We start from the raw sequence: 21,773 nt of genomic DNA, 5'->3' as shown, positions 1-21,773 counted from the left end.
CGGCCCCCCCCCCCCCCCCCCGCCCCCCGGCCCCCCCCCCCCCCGCCGCGCCCCCCCCCCCCCCCGCGCGGCCCCCCCCCCCCACGCCGTGTGCGGAGGGAGGGGCCGTGATCAGCCCCGCTGGATGCCCGAGGTGTCCTGGAGGACGCCCCTGCGGCCGTCCTGGGTCTGCGCCACCAGACCCGGACCGCGCTGTTCCACGGCCAGGTACCAGGTGCCCGGGGTGAGCTCGGCGATCGGGTTGGGCGAGCCGTCCTCCGGGAACAGCTGCCGGGTCACCGGCACCGCGAACCAGAACGGCGAGAAGTCCCCGCCGGACGACTGCGGCCCGGGCGCCGCCGCGGGGCCGGGCTGGGGCGCCTGGTGACCCGCGGGCTGGCCCGGGGTGCCGAAGGCGTTCGGCTGCTGACCGCCGAAGGGCGGCTGCTGGCCGCCCGGACCGGCCGGGTAGCCGTAGCCGCCGGGCGGCTGCTGACCGTACGGCTGCGGCGCCGCAGCCGGGCGCGGGGCGCCCATCAGCGGCGCCTTCAGCGCCGGCACCAGCGGGGTCGCCACCGCGGCGCCCGCGAGCAGCACGGCCGCGATCAGGCCGAGGATGAGTCCGGCGCCCGCGTCCGGGGACAGCGCGGCGTTGCTGTCGAACGGGCCCGCCGGGTCGAAGATGTTGCCCAGCGCACTCCACGCGGAGAAGATCGCGAAGGCCACCCCGAACTGACCGAGGTCCAACCCGACCACCTTGCGCGGCTGCGGCTGGGTGTGGGAGAAAACGATCAGTCCGGCGGCGATCAGGCCGGCCAGGAACATGCTCATCAGGGTGGGGCCGCTGTCCCAGGCGTTCGGGTACTCGGCGCTCTCCATGGCCCCGTCGATCGAGTACATGTCGAGGAACGACGCGATGAAGAGCAACACCGCTGCTCCGATCACCACGCCATCGCCTCTCGTGAGGGAGCGGATGTTCACTTCAGGAAGGTCCTTCGTCGGTCGTCTGGTCGGTCGCTCGTGAAGGGGGCGTGTCGCCGCCGCGCGGAGGCGGGAAGCGAGGGGGGTGACCCTCCATCGTAGGCTGACCCTATCGTCGGCCCGGCGCAGGAGTCTGCCAGGCCGGGGCAGGGCATACTACCCACGCAGAAAACTCATGATTCCCTCAGCGATTCCCCACGCCGCCCGCTGGCGCCAGGCGCCGTCCACGAGCCGGGCCGCGTCCTGCGGGTCCCGCATGTTCCCGCACTCGACGAACACCTTGGGCACCCGGGACAGGTTGAGCCCCCCGAGGTCCCCGCGCACGTCCAAGCCGGTGCCGCCGCCCAGGTAATTGGCGGGCGCGCTGCCGGTGGCCCGCCCGAACTCCCGGGCGACGTCCTCCCCCAGGGCGCGGGAGGGGGCGACGATCGCGGCGGTGTCGGCGGCGCCGGCCTTCACCCGGGCGGGCAGGATCACGTGGAAGCCCCGGTTCCCCGGTGCGGAACCGTCCGCGTGGACCGAAACCACGGCATCGGCGCGCGCCGCGTTGCCGGTCCGGGCCCGTTCGTCCACGCAGGGCCCGAAGGCCCGCTCCCCGTCGTGCGTGAGGACCACCCGCGCGCCCCGCTCCCGCAGCGTCGCCGCCAGCCTCCGGGACACGTCCAGGGTGAAGTCCGCCTCGGTTGCGGCGTCCGGCCCGTCGCCCGTCGCCGCCCCGGTGGCGTCGCACGCCTTGCGCCCGGTACCGATGTCGACCTCGCGGCCGATCTCGCGGGGGTGCCGGAAGTTGCCCGGGTTGTGCCCCGGATCCACCACGACCACCTTCCCGGCCAGCGGCCCCGCGGCCAAGGCCCCGCCGGTCGACGGTTCGACCGGGCGGCCCGGAGCGCCGGCCGGCCCCCGCTCGGCGGCCGACCCGCCCCCGCCGGCCAGGGCCGCCACCCCCACCAGGAGGACGCCGCACCCCGATACGGCCACCACCAGCGGCCCGCGCCGACGCCGGGCCGGCGGGGCGGCGGAGGGCTCGGGAACGTGTTCGGGCACGGGGCGACCCTAACCCCGCGGGGGCGCCGGGGCGGCTCCACGGCGCAGGACGCGCAGGGCACCCGTGGCCGAGACCTCCTGGAAGCGGCCGGAGGCGGCCCCGGCGCCGTGCCGCCCACACCTCGGAGTGTTCTCCGCGGCGTCGGGTTGACCGGCGAAATCATCGGACGGTATTGCGTTCTACGATGATCGAGCCGGTCCGCACGAGGGGAGTCGGGCCGGCCCGCCGCCGCGTGCGCCCGGTCGGTACGCCTCCGCCGGGTCGCCCGGGCGCGACGGACCCCGCCCGAGGAGAGGAGCACCGCGATGCGCGCAGCCGTCCTGCACGAGACGGGACAGTCCCAGCTGGAGGTCCACGACGACGTCGAGGCGGTCGGGTTCGGCCCCGGCAAGGTGCGCGTGCGGATGCGGGCGACCGGGCTCTGCCACTCCGACCTCTCCGCCATGGACGGCACCCTGCGGCAGCCGGTGCCGTTCGTCCCCGGCCACGAGGGGGCCGGGGAGGTCCTGGACGTCGGGGACGGGGTGGACGCGGTCCGCCCCGGGGACCGGGTCCTGATCGGGTGGTTGCCCGCCTGCCGGTCCTGCGGACCCTGCACCCGGGGGCAGACCCATCTGTGCCTCAGCGGCTTCCGGGCCGCCCGCACCCCGCACTTCCGCCGCCCCGACGGTCCCGTCTTCGGCTTCGCCGGCAGCGGCACCTTCGCCGAGGAGCTCGTCGTCGACGCGGCGGGCGCGGTGCCGATCCCGGACGACCTGCCCTTCGACCTCGCCGCCCTGATCGGCTGCGGGGTCACCACCGGGCTCGGCGCGGTCCTCAACACGGCCCGGGTGGAGGCCGGTTCGTCGGTGGCGGTGGTCGGCTGCGGCGGGGTCGGCCTCGCCGCCCTCCAGGGCGTCCGGCTCAGCGGTGCCGCCCACGTGGTCGCCGTCGACCCGGTGGCCTACCGCCGGGCGGCGGCGCTGCGGTTCGGCGCGACCGAGGCGGTGGCCCCCGAGGGCTTCGACGACGCACGGCAACGGGTCACCGGCGGCGAGGGCTTCGACTACGTCTTCGAGGTGGTCGGCACCTCGACCACCGCCCGCACCGCCTACGAGGCCACCCGGCGCGGGGGCACCCTGTGCGTGGTCGGCGCGGGCGCCCCGGACGACTTCCTCCGGCTCAGCATGTTCGAGCTCTTCTTCGACGAGAAGCGCATCCTGCCGTCGATGTACGGCGGCGGCGACCCGCTGCGCTCCTACCGGCGGGCCGTCGACCTGTGGCGGACGGGACGGATCGACCTGGAGGGCCTGATCACGCACCGGATCGCGCTCGCGGAGGTCAACGAGGCGTTGGCGCGGATGCGGGCGGGCAGCGCCCTGCGGACCTGCATCGAGTTCTGAAGGCGTGGACCGACCCCAACGGCCCCGCAGGGCGGGGCCGTTGGGACGTGCGGGCGGCCGGCGGGAACCCGTGGGCCCCGCGCCGGCCGCCGGGAGCGGTGGCTCGACTACGCCGCGGCGGAGTCCGGCTTGCGGTGCCGGCCGTGCGGTTCCTCCTCCTGATCGTGGGCGGCCACCGCACCCCGGTGCTTACCGGGTCCGGCGGTCTCCACGGCCTCGCGCGGTTCGGCGCTCGGGTCCGTCTGGGTCTCGGTCATCCGCATGGTTCACCCCGTCAATGGATCTTCACAACAGCCGGGTGATTCTAGCGGGCGACCGATCATCCGCCGAGGGGCACCCGCCCGGTGAGCGGGGCCTGTTGCAGCGGTACCGGGCGGAGGTGGCCGCCGACTCCGACCACCGCGCCGGCCCCCGGCCAGACGCCCGACCCGGGTCCGCACGGCACCAGGGTCACCCCGCCCGGATGCGGTTGCCCCTCGACGGACGACCCGTTCCGTCCGTCCTCGGCGGCCCGCGACCGGACCGGCGGCGGCTCGCCGGTGTGCTCGGCCCGCGGCGCGGGGACCGGGACGTCGGCGGCCGGACGGCCGGGCGCGGCGGTCGCGGGCGGGGGAGTCGAGGGGTGCGCCGCGGCCAGCGCGGCGGGCGTCAGCCGGGCCACCCCGCACGGCACCGTCCGGGTGGCGTACGGCAACCGCAGCTCACCGTCCCGGGTCCAGAGTCCCGACCCCGGCAACCAACCCGGTGGGGGCGGGAGTTGACGCACCGTTCGGGAGGCGGCGCGCCACACGCCCAGCCAACTGCCCCGCGGACCGTCGATCCGCAGGGCGACCCCGCACTCCTCCGGGGCCAGCGCCTGTCCCGGTTGCAGGGCGAAGGGCGCCACCCGGTGGCCCGGCAGTCGCAGGCAGTCGGGGAAGCGGACCGGCAGGGTGCTGCCCAGCACGCCCCAGCCCAGCCGCTCCAGCCCCGGCGAAGGGGCGTCGGAACGGATCAGCAGCAGCCCGCTGTCGGGATCGGCGAGCACCAGTCGGTCGGTGCTGTCCCGGGCGATCTGGAGCAGCGGGGACGCCGCTCCGCCCTGCCCGAGGTCGACGGAGACCGCCTTGGTGCGGCCGTCCGCGGTCCGGTCCAGGGCCAGCAGCCGGCCCGTCCGGTCCAGCCAGGCGCCGCCCGAGCAGCGCCCGGGGACCTCGGCGACCAGCTCCGGTCCCGCACCCCCGGCCACCCGCCACACCCGGCTGAGGTCGGTGTCCGCGCCCAGGGCGTAGGCGCAGGTCCCGCCGGGCGCGGGCGGGAGCAGGCTCCACCGGGCGGTGCGCGGGCCCTGGTCCAGGGCGCCGAGCCGCACCTCGCCGGTCCGCGGTCCCGTCGGGTAGACCAACGAGAACTCGTGGCGGTCCGCGACCGGCCGCCGCACCAGCACCCGGCCGTCCGCCATCGGCTGCACCTCGGTGCCGGGCTCCTCCGGCCGGGGCCCCGGCAGCGGAACGGCGTACGGCTCGGGGCCGTCCAAGGTCCACCGTTCGGGGAACCAGCGGTCCGCGGCGTCCGCGGACCGGGTCAGACGGGCGGCGTAGCCGCCGTCCTCGGTGATCACCAGGCTCCCCGAGACGCCCCCGGGACCGGGGGGCAGGGGTGGTGCGGGTGGTTCGCCGTCGTCAGCAGTGGTCCCGCTGGCACAGACCGTCATGGTTCGGTCACCTCCGGCGACGAAGCTAGGTTTTCGTACGCACGGACGTTGCACGCGTCGCCCGACATTCATCACAAAGGGTGGCGATCGGGGGTTCCGGTCGAAAACGCGCCGGAGACGGCCGGGGTGCGGCGGCCGGCTCGGCACCCGGCGGCGCGGTACGAGTGCCCCGCGGGTCCGGCTGCGGCCGACCCGGCGGCGACGGCGCGGACCCGGGCGGGGATCAGCCGTCCAGGTGGGGCACGGGGCCAGGTAGCCTAGCTGCGTGCCCCGCCTGTCTGAAGTCATCGCCGCGCTCGACGCCCTGTGGCCCCCCGAGCGGGCCGAGGGGTGGGACGCGGTCGGCACCGTCTGCGGCGACCCCGACGCCGAGGTCCGCCGGGTGCTGTTCGCCGTCGACCCGGTGCAGGAGATCGCCGACGAGGCCGTCCGGCTCGAAGCCGACCTGCTGGTCACCCACCACCCGCTGTACCTGCGCGGCACCACCACCGTCGCCGCCTCGCACTTCAAGGGCCGGGTGGTGCACACGTTGATCAAGCACGACGTGGCGCTGTTCGTCGCCCACACCAACGCCGACCGCGCCGACCCCGGGGTGTCCGACGCCCTCGCCGGCGCCCTGGACCTGCGGGTGACCGGCCCGCTGGTGCCCGATCCGAGCGATCCGGCCGGCCGCCGCGGCCTGGGGCGGATCTGCGCGCTCGACCGTCCGATGACCGTCCGCGAACTCGCCGAGCTGGCCGCCCGCCGGCTGCCCGCCACCGCGCAGGGCGTCCGGGTGGCCGGCGACCCGGACGCCGAGGTCCGCACCGTCGCGGTCAGCGGCGGCTCCGGCGACGGCCTCTTCGACCAGGTCCGGGCCGCCGGCGTGGACGCCTTCCTCACCGCCGACCTGCGCCACCACCCGGTGTCCGAGGCCCGGGAACACACCCCCCTCGCGCTGCTCGACGCGGCGCACTGGGCCACCGAATGGCCCTGGTGCGAGCTGGCCGCCGCCCAGCTCGACGCCCTCTCCGACCGGCACGGCTGGGGACTGCGCAGCTACGTCTCCCGGACGGTCACCGACCCCTGGAGCGCCCACGCGGCGTCCGTACCACCACTGGCCACCACCTACGAACCGGGAGCCCCCAACTGAACGCCGCGCCCGCCGACCAGCTCCGACTCCTCGACGTCCAGGGCCTGGACGTACGACTCCAGCAGCTCGCGCACAAGCGCAGGTCGCTGCCGGAGCACGCCGAGATCGAGTCGTTGACCAAGGACCTCAGCCAGCTGAAGGACCTGCTCGTCGCCTCCCAGACCGAGGAGGGCGACTGCGCCCGGGAACAGACCAAGGCCGAACAGGACGTCGACCAGGTCCGTCAGCGGGCCGCCCGGGACCAGCAGCGCCTGGACTCCGGCACCGTGTCCAGCCCCAAGGACCTGGAGAGCCTCCAGCGGGAGATCGTCTCGCTCGCCAAGCGCCAGGGCGACCTGGAGGACATCGTCCTGGAGGTCATGGAGCGCCGTGAGTCGGCCCAGGAGCGGGTCACCGAACTGACCGACCGGGTCGCCGCCGTGCAGGCCAAGGTCGACGACGCCACCGCCCGGCGGGACGCCGCCGACGGCGAACTCCGGGCCCAGGCCGCCGCCGCGACCAAGGAGCGCGAGCTGATCGCCGCCTCCGTCCCGGCGGACCTGCTGAAGCTCTACGACAAGCTGCGCGAGCAGCAGGGCGGCATCGGCGCGGCGCGCCTCTACCAGCGCCGCTGCGAGGGCTGCCGCCTGGAGCTCAACATCACCGAACTCCACGAGGTGCGGGCCGCCGCCCCGGACGCGGTGGTGCGCTGCGAGAACTGCCGACGCATCCTGGTGCGCACCGCCGACTCCGGTCTGTAGGGGCGTCGACGTGTCGTCCTCCGTGCGGGAGTTCGTGGTCGAGGCGGACGGCGGGTCCCGGGGCAACCCGGGGCCGGCCGGTTACGGCGCCGTGGTCATCGACCCGGCGAGCGGCGAGACCCTCGCCGAAGCCGCCGAGTACATCGGGGTGGCCACCAACAACGTGGCCGAGTACCGGGGGCTGATCGCGGGGCTGCGCGCGGCGCACGCCCTCGACCCGGCCGCACGGGTGCGGGTGCGGATGGACTCCAAGCTGGTCGTCGAGCAGATGTCGGGCCGCTGGAAGATCAAGCACCCCGACATGAAGCCGCTGGCCGCCGAGGCCGCCGCGGTCTACCCGGCCGGTCGGGTCGGCTACGAGTGGATCCCGCGCGAGCGCAACAAGCACGCCGACCGGCTCGCCAACGAGGCGATGGACGCGGGCAAGCGGGGCGAGCAGTGGTCGCCGTCGACCTCCACCGCCGCACTCGACTCCCCCGCCGCGGAACCGGAGCGGACGCCCGGGGACGCGACGGCGGGCGCGGCGAAGGCCCGGGCCGCCCTGGCCGGCCGTCGCCCCGCAGCGGACGCGGCGTCGGCCGGGGAGACCAAGGTCCGCGCCGACCTGCGGGCGGCCCGCAACCTGGCCGTCGCGGCGGAGCGACCCGGTCGGGTGCCCGTCACCGGCTGGGGCCCCGCCGCCGACCTGGGGCAGCCGGCGACCCTGGTGCTGCTGCGGCACGGCGAGACCGCGCTGACCGCGACCAAGGCGTTCTCCGGCAGCGGGAGCGGGACCGACCCGGCCCTCTCCGAGGTGGGTCGGTCGCAGGCGGCGCTCACCGCCCGGGCGCTGGCCGCCCGCGGCACGGTCCAGGCGGTGGTCTCCTCACCGCTGCGGCGCTGTCGGGAGACCGCGGGCGCCTCCGCCGAGCTGCTGGGCCTGCCCGTGAGCATCGACGAGGACCTGCGCGAAACCGACTTCGGCGCCTGGGAGGGGCTCACCTTCGGCGAGGTCCGGGAGCGCCACCCGAGGGACCTCGACGCCTGGCTCGCCGATCCCGAGGCCCGGCCCACCGGCGGTGGCGAGAGCTTCGTGGAGGTCGCCGAGCGGGTCGCCCGGGGGCGGGACCGGCTCGTCGAGCGGTACGCGGGGCGCACCGTCCTGGTGGTCACCCACGTCACCCCGATCAAGACGCTGGTGCGGCTCGCCCTCGGGGCGCCGCCCGAGTCGATGTTCCGGATGGAACTCTCCGCGGCGGCGCTCTCCGCCGTCGCCTACTTCACGGACGGCAACGCGAGCGTGCGGCTGTTCAACGAGACGGCCCACCTGCGCCCGACCCCCTGAGCGGGGGCGGCCGCGGGCGGGCCGGGGCTCAGCGGGCGGCCAGCGCGGCGGCCTCGCGGGCCAGGGCCTCGACGCGGTCCCAGTCGCCGGCGCGCACCGCGGCCTCCGGCAGCATCCAGGAGCCGCCCACGCAGGCCACGTTGGGCAGGGCCAGATAGGCGGGGGCGCTGTCCAGGGCGATGCCGCCGGTGGGGCAGAAGCGGGCCTGCGGCAGCGGCCCGGCCAGCGACTTCAGGTAGGCGGTGCCGCCCGCGGCCTCGGCCGGGAAGAACTTCAGGTCGGTGACCCCCTGCTCCAGCAGCGCCACGACCTCCGAGGTGGTGGAGACCCCGGGCAGGAACGGGACGCCGGTGGTGCGCATCGCGTCCAGCAGGGCGGGCGTCCAGCCGGGGGAGACCAGGAACCGGGCGCCGGCGGCGACCGCGGCCCCCGCGTGCTCCGGGCGGGTCACGGTGCCCGCGCCGACCACGGCCTCCGGCACCTGCTCGGCGATCGCCGCGATGGCGTCCCGGGCGACCGGGGTGCGCAGGGTGACCTCGATGGCGGGCAGCCCACCGGCGACCAGGGCCCGGGCCAACGGCACGGCGTCGGCGAGGTCCCGCACCACGACCACCGGAATGACGGGGGCGAGGTCCAGGGCGGAGGCGGGGGCGGCGGGCTGCGTGGATGTCATGGCGCCATCCTGCCGTTGAGCGAGCGCTCCACGCAAAGGGTGTTGCATGGAGCGCAACGGATGGTCAGTGGATCTCGGTCACCACGACGTCCAGCGCCCACGGGGCGCCCGAGCGGGCCGGCGGCTGCGCCTCCACCACGTACCCCAGGTCCCGCAGGGCGGTCACCAACTCGGCCGGCCCCTTCGGGTCCGCCCCGGCGGCCAGCAGGCTCCGCACGATCCGCCCCTTGGTCGCCTTGTTGAAGTGGCTCACCACCGACCGCCGCTCCACCCCGTCCACCACCTGCGCGTGCAGCACCCGCACCGTCGCCGTCCGCCCGGCGACCTCGCCCGCCGGACGCCAGGCCGCCGCGTACGCCGAGGACCGCAGGTCGAGCACCAACCCCCGATCCGCCACGGCGGGCAGCACCCCGGCCGTCACCGGACGCCAGAACGCGCCCAGCGCCCCGAGCCCCGGCAGCTTCACCCCCATCGCGCACCGGTACGGCGGGATCCGGTCGTTGATCCGCACCGCACCCCACAGCCCCGAGAACACCAGCAGCGAACGGGTCGCCCGCCGCTTGGCCGCCGCGTCCAGCGAGCCCAGGTCCAGCGCGTCGTACAGCACCCCCGTGTACAGTTCCCCGGCCGGCCGGGCCCCCGCCGTGCGCAGCTCCGCGTTCTTGGCGACCTCCGCCCCTTGGCCCCCGCTCAGCCCCAACACCGTCCGGGCCCGTTCCCCGTCCCCGAGGCACAGCTCCACCAAGGCGTCGAGCACCCGCTCCCGGGCCGGCGCCAACCCCGGCAGGGACAGCCCCTCCGCCTTCAACGGCGCCCCCCGACCTGCGGCGGCCTTGCCTTCGGACGGCGGCAACAGCACGAGCACGAGCATCTCCAAGGGGCGACGGGGGCCGGTCGGCCCGACCAGCCTAAGCCGTCCCCGCCCGGCGCTCCGGCCGCCCCGCTCGGCCAGGGGCGAACGTCCCTGGCCGCACACCCCACCGACCGTTTATGGTGCAAAGGCGGGGGTTTTGCCACAACGGTCGGCGTCCGCGCCCGCCACCGGGCGAAAGGAGGAGGACCGTGCCGTCACCGCAGCCCCCACCGTCGCGGGAGGAGTCCTGGGACATCACCCTCGCGACCGACCCCGACGCCCCGTCGTCGCCCCCCGCCCCCGAGGGCCCCGGCCCCGCCCTGCTACGACGCGTCGCCGGCTTCCACGCCGCGGGACTCACCGACGCCCGCTTCCTGTGGTGCGAGGACGGCCAGTGGCTGCTGTGCCACCTCGACCTGCGCACCCCGATCCAGGAAGAACCCGTCATCACCCTGCGCACCCGGCCGCTGCCGGGACCGCCCGCCGGCCTCACCGCCCGCGAGATCGACATCATCTCGCTGGTCGCCCTCGGACTCTCCAACCGGGAGGTCTCCAGCCGCCTCGGCACCAGCATCCGCACCGTCACCACCCAGGTCGAACGGCTGCTGAAGAAGCTCGGCCAGGACTCCCGGGCCGGACTCGGCGCCCTCGCCGTGGACCGCGACCTCATCCGGCTGCCCATCCCCGGCGGGGTCGAGCACCGCTCCGGCATCCGCGTCCTCGACATCGAACGGCACGCCGCCACCGCCACCGCCGTCCCCCTCGCCCGGCGCAGCCGCCCCGCCACCGCCGCCCCGGGCCGCGCCCCGCGCCCCACCGTCCGGATCGGCACCGTCGTCGTCGCCGGGGCGTTCGCCGCCGACGGACGGGAGTCCGCCCGCGGCGCCGCCCTCGCCGTCCGCGACATCAACGCGCTCCGCCACGACCACGGCCGGTCCGTCGAGCACCTCACCGTGCACATCGACCCCTTCGACCCCGGATCGGTCGAGGACGCACTGACCGAACTCGCCGAAGCCGACGTGGACGCCGTCACCAGCAGCTACGTCAGCGCCCTGTCCCCGGCCGTCTTCGAGTTCGCCGCCGACTTCGGACGGCCCTTCCTGCACACCAACACCTGGACCCGCAGCGTGGACGCGGTGCGCGCCGACCCCCGCCGCTTCGGGCACGTCTTCCAGACCTGCCCCTCGGAGACCGCCTACCAGTCCGCGCTCCTCGCCCACCTCCGGGACCACCCCGCCGCCGGCACCCCCCGGCTGGCCGTCGTGGAACTCGACGGCTACGGCTGCGCGATCACCGACGACACCTTCACCTCCCGACTGGACGAGGCCGGGTGGACGGTGGCCTCCACCCACCGGGTCGGCCTGACCGTCGACTCCGTGGACGACCTGGTCAAGGAGGTCCTCGCCGACCGCCCCGAACTGGTCGTCGTCTCCCACCTCAGCGTGGAGACCTCCGCGGCGATCCAGAACGCGCTCACCCGGCACAGCCCCCACCAACGGACCTACCACATCTACACCCCGTCCGTGCCGGGCTTCGCCCGTCGGATCGAGCACCGCGGGGGACAGGTCTTCTGGTCCACCGTCACCGGCCGCCCCGACGACCCGCTGGGCCTGCGCTTCAGCGAACGCTACGCCCGCGCCTTCGGCGTCCCGCCCGGTCGCAGCCAGGCCAGCGCCGCCTACGACCAGGTGCGCATGGTGCACGCGGCGTTCTCCATCACCGGCTCGCTGCGCCCCGAAGCGGTCGGCGCCTACCTCCGGGACTCGGCCTACCGGGGCGTCAACGGCACCTACCTGTTCGCCTCGCCCGGCCAGGCCGTCTCCGGCTACCCCTACGAGTCCGGCGACGCCAGCCTCTCCCAGCCGATCCGCACCTACCGGCTCTCCCCGGCCGGACAGGAACTCCTCCCCGCCTGACCCGCACGGCCGGGGGGACGCGCCCGCCGGACGACGAGGGCCCCGGGCGGTGGGGACACCGCCCGGGGCCCGCCCGGCTCAACCCGCCAGGAACTCCCCGTAGTCGTACCGGATCCGCGGCACCGCGCACGGATGCCCCAGCGCCAGGTGCATCTCCCGCCGCGCCGGCAGGAACACCGCGCTCGCCACCGTCGACCCCTGCTCCAGCGGGTGCTGGGTGGCGTCCGGGTGGCAGCACAACGAGTCCGGGAAGTTCTCGTGGTCGCTCAGCACCTCGTGCCACCCGGCCAGGGACGGCTCGGGCATCAGCTCCGCCCCGTACTCCGCCCGACCGCGACGGAACGGCGAATCCGGCATCACCCGCGGGCCCAGGTCCTCGCCGGGCGCGCCGAAGTCCCCGTCGCCCCCGTGGAAGTGGTTGGCGTGCACCAGGAACCCGCCGCGCTCCACGGGCGTGCGGTGGACCTCCGCCGCCCCGCCCGGACGGGTCTCCGCGTCCACCGCCCGGTCCCCCTCCACCAGCAGGTAGTTCGCCGAGGACGAGCGGGTCGCGCTGCTGATCAGCCGCTCCCCGGCGGCGAGCGACGGCGCGTCCAGCAGCGCCCGCAGCATCAGGTGGTAGGGCACCCCCGTGTCACCCACGTCCCGCGAGGTCACCAGGGCGTTGGTGAGGACGGTGAGCCCGGCCGCGTTCATCCCGAACTTGGCCAGCAACCCCGCCTCCACCACCGACACCCAGCGCGGTCCCCGGTCCGGATCGGACTCCAGCACCACCACGGTGCCGTGCGAGAACGGGATCCAGTCCCAGTTCTGGCCCGCGATCGGCTCCGGGCCCCGCAGGTCGCAGAAGGAGGTGCACTCCGCCGGCGGACGGCCGCCGGGCGCCCGCCCGGCCGCCGCGATCGTGCGGGCCTTGCCGGAGAACAGGATCTCGGTGCGCAGGTTCAACGCCAGCACGTCCTCGAAGGCCACCCCGGCCCCCTCGGCGATGCCCCGCATCTCCTCCAGGTAGCCCGCCCCGCCCGGCACCGCCGCGGCCTCAAACCGCTCCAGCGCCGGCACGAACGTCCGCGCCAGCCCGGTCGCCCCGGCCCACGTCAACCCGCCGAACTTCGCGTACACCTCCGCATAGGCGGCCAGGCTCGCCCGCACCCGCTCCCGCGCGAGGGCCCCGTACTGCCGGCCCCGCTCCCGGGGCCCGCCCTGCACCCGCACCACCAAGGGCTCGGCGTAGCTCACCTCGGCGGCCCGCGATCCGGCGCTCATGCCGCACCCTGCCCGCCGTCGACCGCGACCACCACGCCGTTCACGTACGAGGCGTCCGCGGAGGAGAGGAACAGGCACACCCGTGCCACCTCCGCCGCCGTGCCCAGCCTGCGGGCCGGAATCCGCCCGAGGACCTGCGCGAACGCCCCCGGGTCGGCGGACACCGTGGTCATCGGGGTGTCGATCACCCCCGGTGCCACGGCGTTGCAGCGCACCCCGTCCGGCCCCCACTCCACGGCGAGCTGCCGGGTCAGCGCCTCGACCGCGCCCTTGCTGGCGCTGTACGCGGCACTGGGCTCGCCCGCGTCGCCGCGGGCCGCCGCGATCGAGGACAGCAGGGTCACGCTGCCGCCCCCCTGGGCGACCATCCGTCGGCCCGCCGCCGCGGCCACCAACAGCGAACCGCGGGCGTTCAGTCCCACCACCGCGTCCCAGTCGGCGGCGCCGGTCGCGACCGCCGGTGCGAAGCGGTAGACGCCCGCGCAGTGCACCAGGGCGTCCGGGGCGGCCCCGGCCCAGAGCCGGTCCACCCCCGCGAACGCCTCCCGCACCGACTCCTCGTCGCCGACGTCGCACGCCAGCACCGGGTACCGGGCGTCCCCGTCGGGCCGCAGGTCGAGACCGACGACGGACCAGCCCGCGTCGTGCGCGAGGTCGGCGGTCGCGCGGCCGATGCCGGAGCCGGCGCCGGTGACGACCAGCCGGCGCGGGGTGGTGGACGTGTCGCTCATGAGGGGAGCACTCCTCCGTTGACGTTGATGGTCTGGCCCGTGACGTAGTCGGCGCCGGAGAGCAGGAAGTGGACGGCGTCCGCGACGTCGGCCCCCGTGCCGTGCCGGCCCAGCGGGACGTCCGCGGCCACCAGCCGCCGCTCCTCGTCGGGGCTGCGCCCGCTGCGGCGGGCCCGGGCGGCGAGTTCCTCGCGGTGCATCTCGGTCATGATGTAGCCGGGCGCCACCGAGTTGACCGTGGCCACCGCGGCCAGCTCCACCGCCAGCGTCGTCATCAGCGACTGCACGGCCGCCTTGGACGCGCTGTAGGCGCCGGCCCCGGGCGTCGGGGTCTGGGCGAACAGCGAACCGAGCACCACGATCCGCCCGCGCTCCCCGCCCCGCCCCAGCAGCGGGGCGACGGCCCGGGCGCAGCGCAGCACCCCGAAGAAGTTGATCTCGAAGACCTGCCGGACGGCCTCGTCCGGGGTCTCCAACAGCGGGGTGTCCGGCCCGCCCACGGCCGCGTTGGCCACCAGGGCGTCCAGGGAGCCGAACGCCTCGACCGCCCGGGCCGCCATCCGCTCGGCGCCGGCGTCCGGCCCGGTCCGCGTCACGTCGGCGACCACGGCGACGGCGTGCCGCCCGCTCGGGTCGAGCCGGCGGGCCGTCGCCTCCACCTCGGGGTCGACGTCGGCGAGCAGGACGTTCCAGCCGTCGGCCAGCAGCCGCTCGGCGACGGCCCGCCCGATGCCCCGGGCCGCCCCGGTGACCAGGGCGCTCCGCCGCCGGCCGGCGGCGTCCGCCCGGTGCGGGACGCTCGCACCGTCCATGCCGTCCATGCCGTTCACCCCCTTCATGCCGGCACCGCGGCCCGGCGCGCCGCGTCCGCGATCTCCCGGCCGCGGGCGAACCAGACGCCCGAGTCGGCGCGCACCCGGGTCAGGAACTCGGTCAGCATCCGCAGCCGGCCGGGGCGCCCGATGATCTGCGGGTGCACGGTCAGGGTGACCAGGCCGCCCGCGGCGTGGATGGCCTCGGTCTCCTCGGTCCACACCTCGGCCACCTCCCGTGCCGACCGCATCGTCTTGTTCCAACTCGTCGCGTCGAACCAGAAGTGCGGGGCGTCGTCCAGCGACCAGTGCACGGGGATCTCCACCAGCTCGTGCTCGGGGTGGGTGTAGGGGCGCACGGCGTCCATCATGTTCGACGCGTAGGAGAAGCCGTGGGCGACCAACAGGTCCAGGGTGTTCGCGCTGATGTCCCAGGACGGCGAACGGTATCCGTGCACCTCGCCGGCGATCGGTCGCAGGACCTCGATTCCTCGGACGAGTTCTGATTCCTCTTCTTCGCGGGACATGAGGTGCGGCGAACGATGTGTGTATCCGTGATGGCCGATCTCGTGTCCGTGGGCGACGACGGATTCCAGGATCTCCGGATGGCGTACGGCATCTCCGCCGCAGACGAAGAACGTCGCGGGAATGTCGAGGCTTTCGAAGACTTCCAGGAGTTGGGGAACGGCGGTCCGCGCGCCGTACCGGGCCTGGGAGAGGACTCCGGGACGGGCGGCGTTCGCCGGGTCCTCGGCGAGCCACAATTCCTCGGCGTCGAAGTCGACGGTCACCGCCATTGCCGCGTCACAGCCCACTGGCCACATGTACGGGGTCCTTCCGCTCGCTCGCCGGGCCGCCACCGCACGCTCCCTCGGGAGCGGGGCGGCCACGTTGCTGAACACGGTATCGACCCAGGTCGCACGGCGAACTCCGTAAGATTACGTATGTGCCGTGCCCTCGACGGCGCCCCCCGCACCGGGGCGGTCGGGGGGCCGCCGCGCCATACGTACAGATGCGTATGTCCGACCCGCCGCGGTTTTGCCACCCTTCGGGAATCGATGGAACCCCCGTTGAACCGACGGGCGCGGAGAGGAAACGAGCCGGTGTCCAGTACCACGACGGAGAAAGCGCCCCAGCTCAACAGGGTGCTGCGGTTGCCCGCGATCGTTCTTTTCGGCCTCACCTATATGTCTCCGGTGGCCGTTTTCACGACGTACGGAATCGTGGGTGCCGAAACCGGCGGCCATCTTCCGGCTGCCTACGTATTGGCGCTCTCGGTCATGCTGCTGACCGCGCACAGTTACGGGCGCATGGTGCGGAGTTTCCCGACGGCGGGTTCCGCTTACAAGTACTCACAGAAGGTGTTCGGCGGCCATGTCGGGTTCCTGACCGGCTGGACCCTGATGCTCGACTACCTGTTCCTGCCCATGGTGTCGTTCCTCCTCGCCGGCATCTACCTGCACGCGCAGTTCCCGGGCGTCCCGCAGGGCGTGTGGAGCGTGGCCGCGCTCCTGCTGGTGCTGGTGTTCAACGTGGTGGGCGTGAAGTTCGTCAGCAAGGTCACCGCGATCGTGATGGGCGTGACGGCCCTGCTGCTGGCCCTGTTCGTGGGTCTGGCCGGCGCCAAGTCCAACGTCCCGGCCGGCGAGCTGTTCGACTCCTTCGTCCCGGCCTCCGACCAGTGGGGGCTGCTGGCGGGCGGCGCCGCCATCCTCGCCCTGAGCTTCCTCGGCTTCGACGCGGTGTCCACCCTCGCGGAGGAGGCCCACAACCCGCGCCGGACCGTCCCGCTCGGGATCATCCTCACCACCGCGATCGGCGGCGGGCTGTTCATCCTGGTGGCCTGGGTGGGCGCGCTGGTCCGCCCCGACAACGACTTCACCAACGCTGACTCGGCGGGCGCGGAGCTGATGAGCACGGTCGGCGGCTCGGCCATGAGTTCGGCGTTCACCGCCGTCTACGTGATGGGCTGCATCGGCTCGGCGATGGTCTCCCAGGCCAGCGTCTCGCGGATCATCTTCTCGATGGGACGCGACGGGCTGCTGCCGAAGCGGGTCTTCGGCCGGCTCAGCCCCCGCTTCGGCACCCCGGTCGGCGCCCTGGTCGCGGTCTCCGCGGTCGCCCTGCTCTCCGTGTTCCTCACCCTCGACCAGGCCGTGGTCATGATCAACTTCGGTGCGCTGGCCGCGTTCTCGATGGTCAACCTGAGCGTGATCAAGCACTACCTCTTCGGTCGGGACCGCACCCTCACCCCTCGCTCCCTGCTCGTCAACGGCCTGCTGCCCGGCCTGGGCTTCGCCAGCACGGTCTGGCTGTGGACCAGTCTGACCGGGGAGACCTTCGTGGTCGGCCTGGTGTGGATGGCGGTCGGGGTGGTCCTCCTCGCCATCACCACCCGGTTCTTCACCCGACGCCCGCCCGAGCTGCACATGGGCATGGAGGACGAGGACGTCACCCCCGCCGTCCCGGGCGCACCCCGCGACTCCAGCCCGGTCGTCTGAGGCGCCCCCTCGAACACCGCGGCGCCCGGCCGGACCCCCGTTCCTGCCGGGCGCCGCGGCGCGTTCGGCTCAGCCCGCGGCGGGTCCCGGGCCGGGGCCGGACCGCAGCGCACGGACGAGGTCGTCCGGCTCCTCTGCGTACAGGTGGACGACCGAGAAGCGTTCCACCCGCCCGAACAGGGTGGTGCGGGTCAGCGGTGCGCCGAGCTCCAGGGTGACGTTGGTGATCGCCCCGACGTCCACCGACAGCTCGCCGGGCTCGGGACGGTCCGAGGTCCGCAACCTCCGGTGCACGGCGACGACCTCCGCCCGCGGAACCCGCACGTCCAGCGCGGCCCCCCGGCGCACCCGCAGCGCCTCGTCGGAGAGCACGTGCGGGCGGGCGACGGCCGCGGCCTGGAGCCCCAGGACCATGACCACCGTGTACACGTCCAGCACCAGCACGACCGCATGGGCCACGGGGTGCTCCCGCAGCAGGTACACCAGGCCCACGGTCTCGACCAGGCAGGCGAAGGCGATGCCGTACACCATGGCCGCCTGGCCCCGTGCGTAGCCGAAGGGACGGTCCCCGGCCCCGATCCCCTGTGGCCGGCGGCCCAGCCACCGGACGTAGGAGGCCAGGACCCGCACCTCGTGGCGGGCCGTCCGTCCGAACGTCCCCGGTACCCGGCCCTCGTCCGCCGCCGGCGCCGCCGGGCAGGGGCGTTCGTCCCGGGCGGCGTCCCCCGTCGCGATCGATCCGTTCTCCGTCACGTCCCCTCCGTTTCCCGTGCATCCGTGGTCCAGCTGCCCCCCGTTGTGCGGGTGGGTGGTGTTCACCGCGGGCCCTCGGTGGCGTCGGCCGTATCGGCCGTATCGGCCGTATCGGCGAGGAGGGCGATGGCCCGGCGCACGGCGGCGGCCTGGGCCGGGGCGAAGTCGGCGAAGAGGGCCTCCGCGAAGGCGCCCTGCCACTCCTGCGGGCCTTCCGCCCGGGCCGCCCGTGCCACGTCCGGGGGGAGGAACGCGACCAGGGCGCGCGCCGCCCCGTCCACCCGGGGGTCGTCGGGGGCGGCTTCGGCGAGCGCGTCCAGGAGGGCGTACACCTCGTGGGCGCGGGCGGCGCCGCCGGGGGCCAGCACCGTCTCGCCCAGTGCGGAGATCAGCCGGGCGGAGCCCTGCGGGGTGGCCGCGGTGTCCAACAGGGCGAGCAGCTCACGGTCCTTGACCGCCATCGGGGATGGCGGTGCATCGCGTACGACCGTGTCCAACTCGCCCAGCAAGGAGGTGAGTTCGGGGGACAACGGGCCGTTGGCGCGCAGCCGTCCGGCGCGGGCCTCGGCCAGGATCACCGCGACCCGTCGCCGCCGTTCGCCCAGTGCCCGTTCCTGTCGGGCCAGGTCCTCGTCCAACTCCGTCAGCACGTCGACCAGCTCCCGCCCCGCGTCGTCGGTGAGCACGTCCCGGACCTCGGCCAGCCCGAGGCCCAGCTCGGTCAGCCGACGGATGCGCGCCAGCAGCACCGCGTGCCGCAGGTCGTAGGTGCGGTAGCCGTTGGGCCGGCGCTCCGGCTCGGGCAGCAGGTCCAGGTGGTGGTAGTGGCGCACGGCGCGCGGGGTGACCCCGGCGACCGCGGCGAGTTCTCCGATCCGCATGCCTCCAGGAGAAACCCTGACGTTGCGGCAAGGTCAAGGCCGAGACCCCCTCGGGGTGGCTAATGGTGTTAGCCTCAAGGAGGGCTAACGCTGTTAGCCGCTGCCTCGCCCGCTGAAGGAGCCCGCCGTGTCCCACCTCGCCCTCGCCTCCCGGCCCCGCACCCCCGCTCCGGCCCCTGCCGGCCGCACCCGTGCCGTGCCCGCCCCCGGGCTGCGTGCCGCCTGGCTCGCCGCCGCCCTGTTCTGGACCGGGTTCGCCGGGTGGGAAGGCGTCCACCACGGGTGGTCCGCCGGGGGAGCGGCCCTGTTCTTCGCCCTCGCCCCCGATCTGGCGATGCTGGTGGGCCTGCGGGAGCACGCGGGCTTGGTGCGCGGTCAACTCCCGCCCCGCGCCGTTCCCTACTACAACCTGACGCACCGGGCCTCGATCCCGTTCGCCCTCGCGGCCCTGTACGCCCTCGCCGCCCCCGCCGGCTGGGCACCCGTCTTCGCGGCCCTGTGCGGCTGGCTCGCCCACATCTCGTACGATCGCGCCTTCGGGTACGGACTGCGGACGAAGGAAGGCTTCCAGCGTGGCTGAACGGCGGGCGGACACGGCGGCGGAGCTCCCCCCGGGCGCGCGGGACCCGCTCTCCCGGCTCACCCCCCGCGCCCGTGAGATCGTCCTCGCCGCCCGGGCCCTGGTGGCGGAGTCCGGCCCGGCCGCCCTCACCATGCGCGCCCTCGCCGACCACCTGGGCATCAAGGCCCCCTCGTTGTACAAGCACTTCCCCGACAAGGCGGCGGTGGAGGCCGAGGTGATCGCCCTCGGGCTGCTGGCGACCGCCGAGGCCCTGGAAGCCGCCGAGGAGCGCTTCGCCCGGGCGTCCGGGGAGCCGGGGGAGGGCCGCCCCGCCTCGATCCTGGAAGCCCTCGCCGAGGCGTACCGTGCGGACGCCCTCGCCCGTCCGCACCTCTACCTCCTCGCCACCGAACGCCCGCTGCCCCGCCACGCGCTGCCCGAAGGGCTGGAGGCCCGGGCGGCGCTGCCGCTGATGCGGGCCTGCGCCTTCGACGAGGCCCGGGCCCGCGCCCTGTGGGCCTTCGCGCACGGCATGGTCAGCCTGGAGATCCACGGCAGGTTCCCGCAGGACGCCGACCTCCCGGCGGCCTGGACGGCGGGCGTCCGGGCCCTGGAACGCTGACCTGCGCGGCCGGGTAGCATGTCCGGTACGGCAGACGAGCCGGGCGGACGGCCGCGTGGGCATCTCCGATGCCCCCGAGGAACGTCCGGGCTCCACAAGGCAGGGTGGTGGCTAACGGCCACCCGGGGTGACCCGCGGGACAGTGCCACAGAGAACAGACCGCCGGGGACCGTACCCGTACGGATCCCGGTAAGGGTGAAACGGTGGTGTAAGAGACCACCAGCGCCTGGGGCGACCCAGGCGGCTAGGTAAACCCCACCCGGAGCAAGGTCAAGAGGGAGCGCCTCCCCTGAGGGGCGGCACTCCTGCGCGGACGTTCGAGGGCTGCCCGCCCGAGTCCGCGGGTAGACCGCACGAGGCCGGTGGCAACACCGGTCCTAGATGGATGGCCGTCGCCCCGACGACCGCGAGGTCCCGGGGTACAGAACCCGGCTTATAGCCCGACTCGTCTGCCGCCCGGGGCTGCTGGCCGGCGCATGCGCAGGTCGGGGGGACATCTTCGGGTATCCGGAGGCTCGCCTCGGCCTCGGTGCACACTGTTTCGGAGCCCGCGCTCACAGCGCGTCGACGTTCGGGCCGGAAAGCCGGTTCCGGCAGTCCAGTACGTATCGGGCGTACAGTTTCACCGCCTCGTGGTCGAATTCGTCATGGTCGACGAGCAGCACCACCGCGTCGGCCGCGGTCAGCTCCTCCGGCGTCGCCTCGGTTCGAAGAAGAGTGGTGAGCGGGTCGGCGTACCGGTCGTGCTCGGCCGCTCGTCGTCCCAGGGCGACCTGTTCGGGGTCGTGCGCCCCGGCCACCACGTGCGGGTCGGCGACCCGGACCTCGGCGCCCATCCGGGTCAGTAGTTCGGCGACCCGTGCTGTCGGCGTCTCCCGCGCGTCTCCGGTGTTCTTCTTGTATGCGAGACCGAGCAGGAGCACCCGCGAGCCCTTCACCGAGAGCCTCCGCGCGTTGAGGGCCTCGCCGAGGCGGCGGACCACATGGTCGGGCATGTGGCTGTTGACGTCGTTGGCCAGCTCCACGAAGCGGAAGGGCCGGCCGAGCGCTCGCTCGACCCGCCAGGACAGGTATGAGGGGTCGATCGGCAGACAGTGCCCGCCTACCCCCGGACCGGGCGTGAAGCGAAGGAAGCCGAAGGGCTTGGTGGACGCGGCGTCGATCGCTTCCCAGAGGTCGATGCCGAGGTCATACGCGAACACGGCAAGCTCGTTCACCAGGGCGATGTTCACGTGCCGGAAGGTGTTCTCCAGCAGTTTGGTCAGTTCGGCCTCCTTGCAGGAGGAGACCGGGACCGTACGCTCGACCAACTGCCCATAGAAGCCTTCCACCGTGGCCAGGCCATCGGTTGTGGTGCCGGAGACCACCTTCGGGGTGTTCTCCAGCCGCCACCGGGGGTTGCCCGGGTCGATCCGCTCGGGGCTGTAGCCGAGGTGGAAGTCCTCGCCCACCCTCAGACCGGAGCCCTCTTCCAGTAGCGGGGCGAGCAGCTCCTCGGTGGTGCCCGGGTAGGTGGTCGACTCCAGCACAACAGTGGCCCCGGGCCGCAGGTGCTGCGCGAGCAGCCGGGCCGATGACTCGACGTACGAAAGGTCGGGTACCCCGTCCCGGAGCGGCGTGGGCACGGTGATGACTGCGAAGTCGAAGCCCGTCACATCCCCGGGCTCGGCCGAGGGCAGATATGCCCCACTGTCCAGGAGCGGCCGCAGCCGCTCGGCGGGAACGGCCTCCACGTACGACTCGCCGACCGCCAGCCGATTGATCCGACGATCGTCCACGTCGTAGCCGACGACACGGTGGCCCACCTCCGCGGCGCGCACGGCCAGTGGCAGTCCCACATAGCCTTGACCGGTGACAACAACATGCATGGCAGCTCCCACTATGATTCCAGTGCTTGAATGAGCCCGTCGTATGTGGCCTAGCAAGG

General features: G+C 74.5%; 21 protein-coding genes and 1 other RNA gene. 9 read left to right on the top strand and 13 right to left on the bottom strand.

Annotated elements, in window-relative coordinates:
• Positions 1-111: 111 nt before the first annotated feature.
• The gene (locus ABT092_RS24485; protein WP_351247351.1) at positions 112-960 is read right to left on the bottom strand and encodes a hypothetical protein; all 849 of its coding nucleotides are present in this window, start codon (positions 958-960) and stop codon (positions 112-114) included.
• Positions 961-1,116: 156 nt separating this feature from the next.
• Positions 1,117-2,004, bottom strand: a complete 888-nt coding sequence (locus ABT092_RS24480; RefSeq protein ID WP_351247349.1) for an N-acetylmuramoyl-L-alanine amidase — start codon at positions 2,002-2,004, stop codon at positions 1,117-1,119.
• A 306-nt stretch (positions 2,005-2,310) separates the two neighbouring features.
• On the opposite strand from ABT092_RS24480, the gene ABT092_RS24475 reads away from it, so the two are divergent.
• Positions 2,311-3,387 (top strand): Zn-dependent alcohol dehydrogenase, encoded by a 1,077-nt coding sequence (locus ABT092_RS24475; RefSeq protein ID WP_351247347.1) that lies wholly within the window; start codon positions 2,311-2,313, stop codon positions 3,385-3,387.
• Between the two features lie 107 nt (positions 3,388-3,494).
• Here the strand turns inward: ABT092_RS24475 and ABT092_RS24470 are convergent, their stop codons facing one another.
• Positions 3,495-3,644, bottom strand: a complete 150-nt coding sequence (locus ABT092_RS24470; protein ID WP_351247345.1) for a hypothetical protein — start codon at positions 3,642-3,644, stop codon at positions 3,495-3,497.
• 62 nt (positions 3,645-3,706) lie between these two features.
• Positions 3,707-5,080 (bottom strand): hypothetical protein, encoded by a 1,374-nt coding sequence (locus ABT092_RS24465; RefSeq protein ID WP_351247343.1) that lies wholly within the window; start codon positions 5,078-5,080, stop codon positions 3,707-3,709.
• Between the two features lie 265 nt (positions 5,081-5,345).
• Here ABT092_RS24465 and ABT092_RS24460 point away from each other — a divergent pair, with 265 nt between their 5' ends.
• The 3 genes from ABT092_RS24460 to ABT092_RS24450 are packed head-to-tail and all read left to right on the top strand — an operon-like array spanning position 5,346 to position 8,276.
• Positions 5,346-6,212 carry a Nif3-like dinuclear metal center hexameric protein gene (locus ABT092_RS24460; protein WP_351247341.1) on the top strand — a complete coding sequence of 289 codons (867 nt, stop codon included), beginning with the start codon at positions 5,346-5,348 and terminating at the stop codon, positions 6,210-6,212.
• Positions 6,213-6,256: 44 nt separating this feature from the next.
• A complete protein-coding gene (locus tag ABT092_RS24455) occupies positions 6,257-6,952 on the top strand; it encodes a zinc ribbon domain-containing protein (protein ID WP_351247363.1) in 696 nt (231 codons plus the stop codon).
• A gap of 22 nt (positions 6,953-6,974) precedes the next feature.
• Positions 6,975-8,276 (top strand): bifunctional RNase H/acid phosphatase, encoded by a 1,302-nt coding sequence (locus ABT092_RS24450; RefSeq protein WP_351247361.1) that lies wholly within the window; start codon positions 6,975-6,977, stop codon positions 8,274-8,276.
• Positions 8,277-8,304: 28 nt separating this feature from the next.
• On the opposite strand, the gene eda is transcribed toward ABT092_RS24450, so the two are convergent.
• Both eda and yaaA read right to left on the bottom strand, forming a co-directional pair.
• Complete coding sequence (gene eda, locus ABT092_RS24445; RefSeq protein ID WP_351247339.1) at positions 8,305-8,949, bottom strand: bifunctional 4-hydroxy-2-oxoglutarate aldolase/2-dehydro-3-deoxy-phosphogluconate aldolase; 645 nt, start codon at positions 8,947-8,949, stop codon at positions 8,305-8,307.
• 64 nt (positions 8,950-9,013) lie between these two features.
• A complete protein-coding gene (gene yaaA, locus ABT092_RS24440) occupies positions 9,014-9,814 on the bottom strand; it encodes a peroxide stress protein YaaA (RefSeq protein WP_351247359.1) in 801 nt (266 codons plus the stop codon).
• Between the two features lie 197 nt (positions 9,815-10,011).
• Here yaaA and ABT092_RS24435 point away from each other — a divergent pair, with 197 nt between their 5' ends.
• Positions 10,012-11,718 (top strand): ABC transporter substrate-binding protein, encoded by a 1,707-nt coding sequence (locus ABT092_RS24435; RefSeq protein ID WP_351247337.1) that lies wholly within the window; start codon positions 10,012-10,014, stop codon positions 11,716-11,718.
• 78 nt (positions 11,719-11,796) lie between these two features.
• Here the strand turns inward: ABT092_RS24435 and ABT092_RS24430 are convergent, their stop codons facing one another.
• Genes ABT092_RS24430 through ABT092_RS24415 form a run of 4 tightly spaced genes read right to left on the bottom strand, consistent with a single transcriptional unit; the run spans position 11,797 to position 15,351 of the window.
• Entirely contained in the window at positions 11,797-12,984 is a 1,188-nt protein-coding gene (locus ABT092_RS24430; protein WP_351247336.1) for a C45 family autoproteolytic acyltransferase/hydrolase, read from the bottom strand.
• On the bottom strand, positions 12,981-13,715 hold the full coding sequence (locus ABT092_RS24425; protein ID WP_351247334.1) for an SDR family NAD(P)-dependent oxidoreductase: 735 nt from the start codon (positions 13,713-13,715) through the stop codon (positions 12,981-12,983). Before ABT092_RS24425 ends, ABT092_RS24430 begins: the two co-directional genes overlap by 4 nt.
• Positions 13,712-14,554 carry an SDR family NAD(P)-dependent oxidoreductase gene (locus ABT092_RS24420; RefSeq protein WP_351247332.1) on the bottom strand — a complete coding sequence of 281 codons (843 nt, stop codon included), beginning with the start codon at positions 14,552-14,554 and terminating at the stop codon, positions 13,712-13,714. Before ABT092_RS24420 ends, ABT092_RS24425 begins: the two co-directional genes overlap by 4 nt.
• Positions 14,551-15,351: a polysaccharide deacetylase family protein gene (locus tag ABT092_RS24415; protein WP_351247330.1), complete on the bottom strand. Its 801-nt coding sequence runs from the start codon at positions 15,349-15,351 to the stop codon at positions 14,551-14,553. Before ABT092_RS24415 ends, ABT092_RS24420 begins: the two co-directional genes overlap by 4 nt.
• Positions 15,352-15,630: 279 nt before the next feature.
• Between ABT092_RS24415 and ABT092_RS24410 the strand changes: the two genes are divergently transcribed.
• On the top strand, positions 15,631-17,028 hold the full coding sequence (locus ABT092_RS24410; RefSeq protein ID WP_351247328.1) for an APC family permease: 1,398 nt from the start codon (positions 15,631-15,633) through the stop codon (positions 17,026-17,028).
• A 69-nt stretch (positions 17,029-17,097) separates the two neighbouring features.
• Here the strand turns inward: ABT092_RS24410 and ABT092_RS24405 are convergent, their stop codons facing one another.
• Positions 17,098-17,781, bottom strand: coding sequence for a hypothetical protein (locus tag ABT092_RS24405; protein ID WP_351247326.1), 684 nt, complete (start codon positions 17,779-17,781; stop codon positions 17,098-17,100).
• Positions 17,782-17,843: 62 nt separating this feature from the next.
• On the bottom strand, positions 17,844-18,662 hold the full coding sequence (locus tag ABT092_RS24400) for a MerR family transcriptional regulator (RefSeq protein ID WP_351247324.1): 819 nt from the start codon (positions 18,660-18,662) through the stop codon (positions 17,844-17,846).
• Between the two features lie 127 nt (positions 18,663-18,789).
• Between ABT092_RS24400 and ABT092_RS24395 the strand changes: the two genes are divergently transcribed.
• The 3 genes from ABT092_RS24395 (at position 18,790) to rnpB (ending at position 20,298) form a co-directional block, all read left to right on the top strand.
• Positions 18,790-19,242 carry a DUF4260 family protein gene (locus ABT092_RS24395; protein WP_351247322.1) on the top strand — a complete coding sequence of 151 codons (453 nt, stop codon included), beginning with the start codon at positions 18,790-18,792 and terminating at the stop codon, positions 19,240-19,242.
• A gap of 79 nt (positions 19,243-19,321) precedes the next feature.
• Complete coding sequence (locus ABT092_RS24390; protein WP_351247357.1) at positions 19,322-19,846, top strand: TetR/AcrR family transcriptional regulator; 525 nt, start codon at positions 19,322-19,324, stop codon at positions 19,844-19,846.
• 35 nt (positions 19,847-19,881) lie between these two features.
• An RNA gene (gene rnpB / locus ABT092_RS24385) (RNase P RNA component class A) lies at positions 19,882-20,298 on the top strand.
• Between the two features lie 102 nt (positions 20,299-20,400).
• Here rnpB and ABT092_RS24380 read toward each other — a convergent pair.
• Complete coding sequence (locus ABT092_RS24380) at positions 20,401-21,714, bottom strand: nucleotide sugar dehydrogenase (protein WP_351247320.1); 1,314 nt, start codon at positions 21,712-21,714, stop codon at positions 20,401-20,403.
• Between the last annotated feature and the right edge of the window lie 59 nt (positions 21,715-21,773).

The sequence above is a fragment of the Streptomyces sp. NPDC002490 genome (genome assembly GCF_040296045.1).
Classification (GTDB): Bacteria; Actinomycetota; Actinomycetes; order Streptomycetales; family Streptomycetaceae; genus Streptomyces.
This window is presented reverse-complemented; position numbering and strand designations above follow the sequence as displayed.

What these genes read in the sequence shown, in the direction of transcription:
- ABT092_RS24465 (WP_351247343.1), bottom strand. Translation starts at nt 5,080, where the DNA reads ATGACGGTCTGTGCCAGCGGGACCACTGCTGACGACGGCGAACCACCC.
- ABT092_RS24475 (WP_351247347.1), top strand. Translation starts at nt 2,311, where the DNA reads ATGCGCGCAGCCGTCCTGCACGAGACGGGACAGTCCCAGCTGGAGGTC.
- ABT092_RS24470 (WP_351247345.1), bottom strand. Translation starts at nt 3,644, where the DNA reads ATGACCGAGACCCAGACGGACCCGAGCGCCGAACCGCGCGAGGCCGTG.
- ABT092_RS24430 (WP_351247336.1), bottom strand. Translation starts at nt 12,984, where the DNA reads ATGAGCGCCGGATCGCGGGCCGCCGAGGTGAGCTACGCCGAGCCCTTG.
- ABT092_RS24400 (WP_351247324.1), bottom strand. Translation starts at nt 18,662, where the DNA reads ATGCGGATCGGAGAACTCGCCGCGGTCGCCGGGGTCACCCCGCGCGCC.
- ABT092_RS24380 (WP_351247320.1), bottom strand. Translation starts at nt 21,714, where the DNA reads ATGCATGTTGTTGTCACCGGTCAAGGCTATGTGGGACTGCCACTGGCC.
- ABT092_RS24415 (WP_351247330.1), bottom strand. Translation starts at nt 15,351, where the DNA reads ATGTGGCCAGTGGGCTGTGACGCGGCAATGGCGGTGACCGTCGACTTC.
- eda (WP_351247339.1), bottom strand. Translation starts at nt 8,949, where the DNA reads ATGACATCCACGCAGCCCGCCGCCCCCGCCTCCGCCCTGGACCTCGCC.
- ABT092_RS24425 (WP_351247334.1), bottom strand. Translation starts at nt 13,715, where the DNA reads ATGAGCGACACGTCCACCACCCCGCGCCGGCTGGTCGTCACCGGCGCC.
- ABT092_RS24420 (WP_351247332.1), bottom strand. Translation starts at nt 14,554, where the DNA reads ATGAAGGGGGTGAACGGCATGGACGGCATGGACGGTGCGAGCGTCCCG.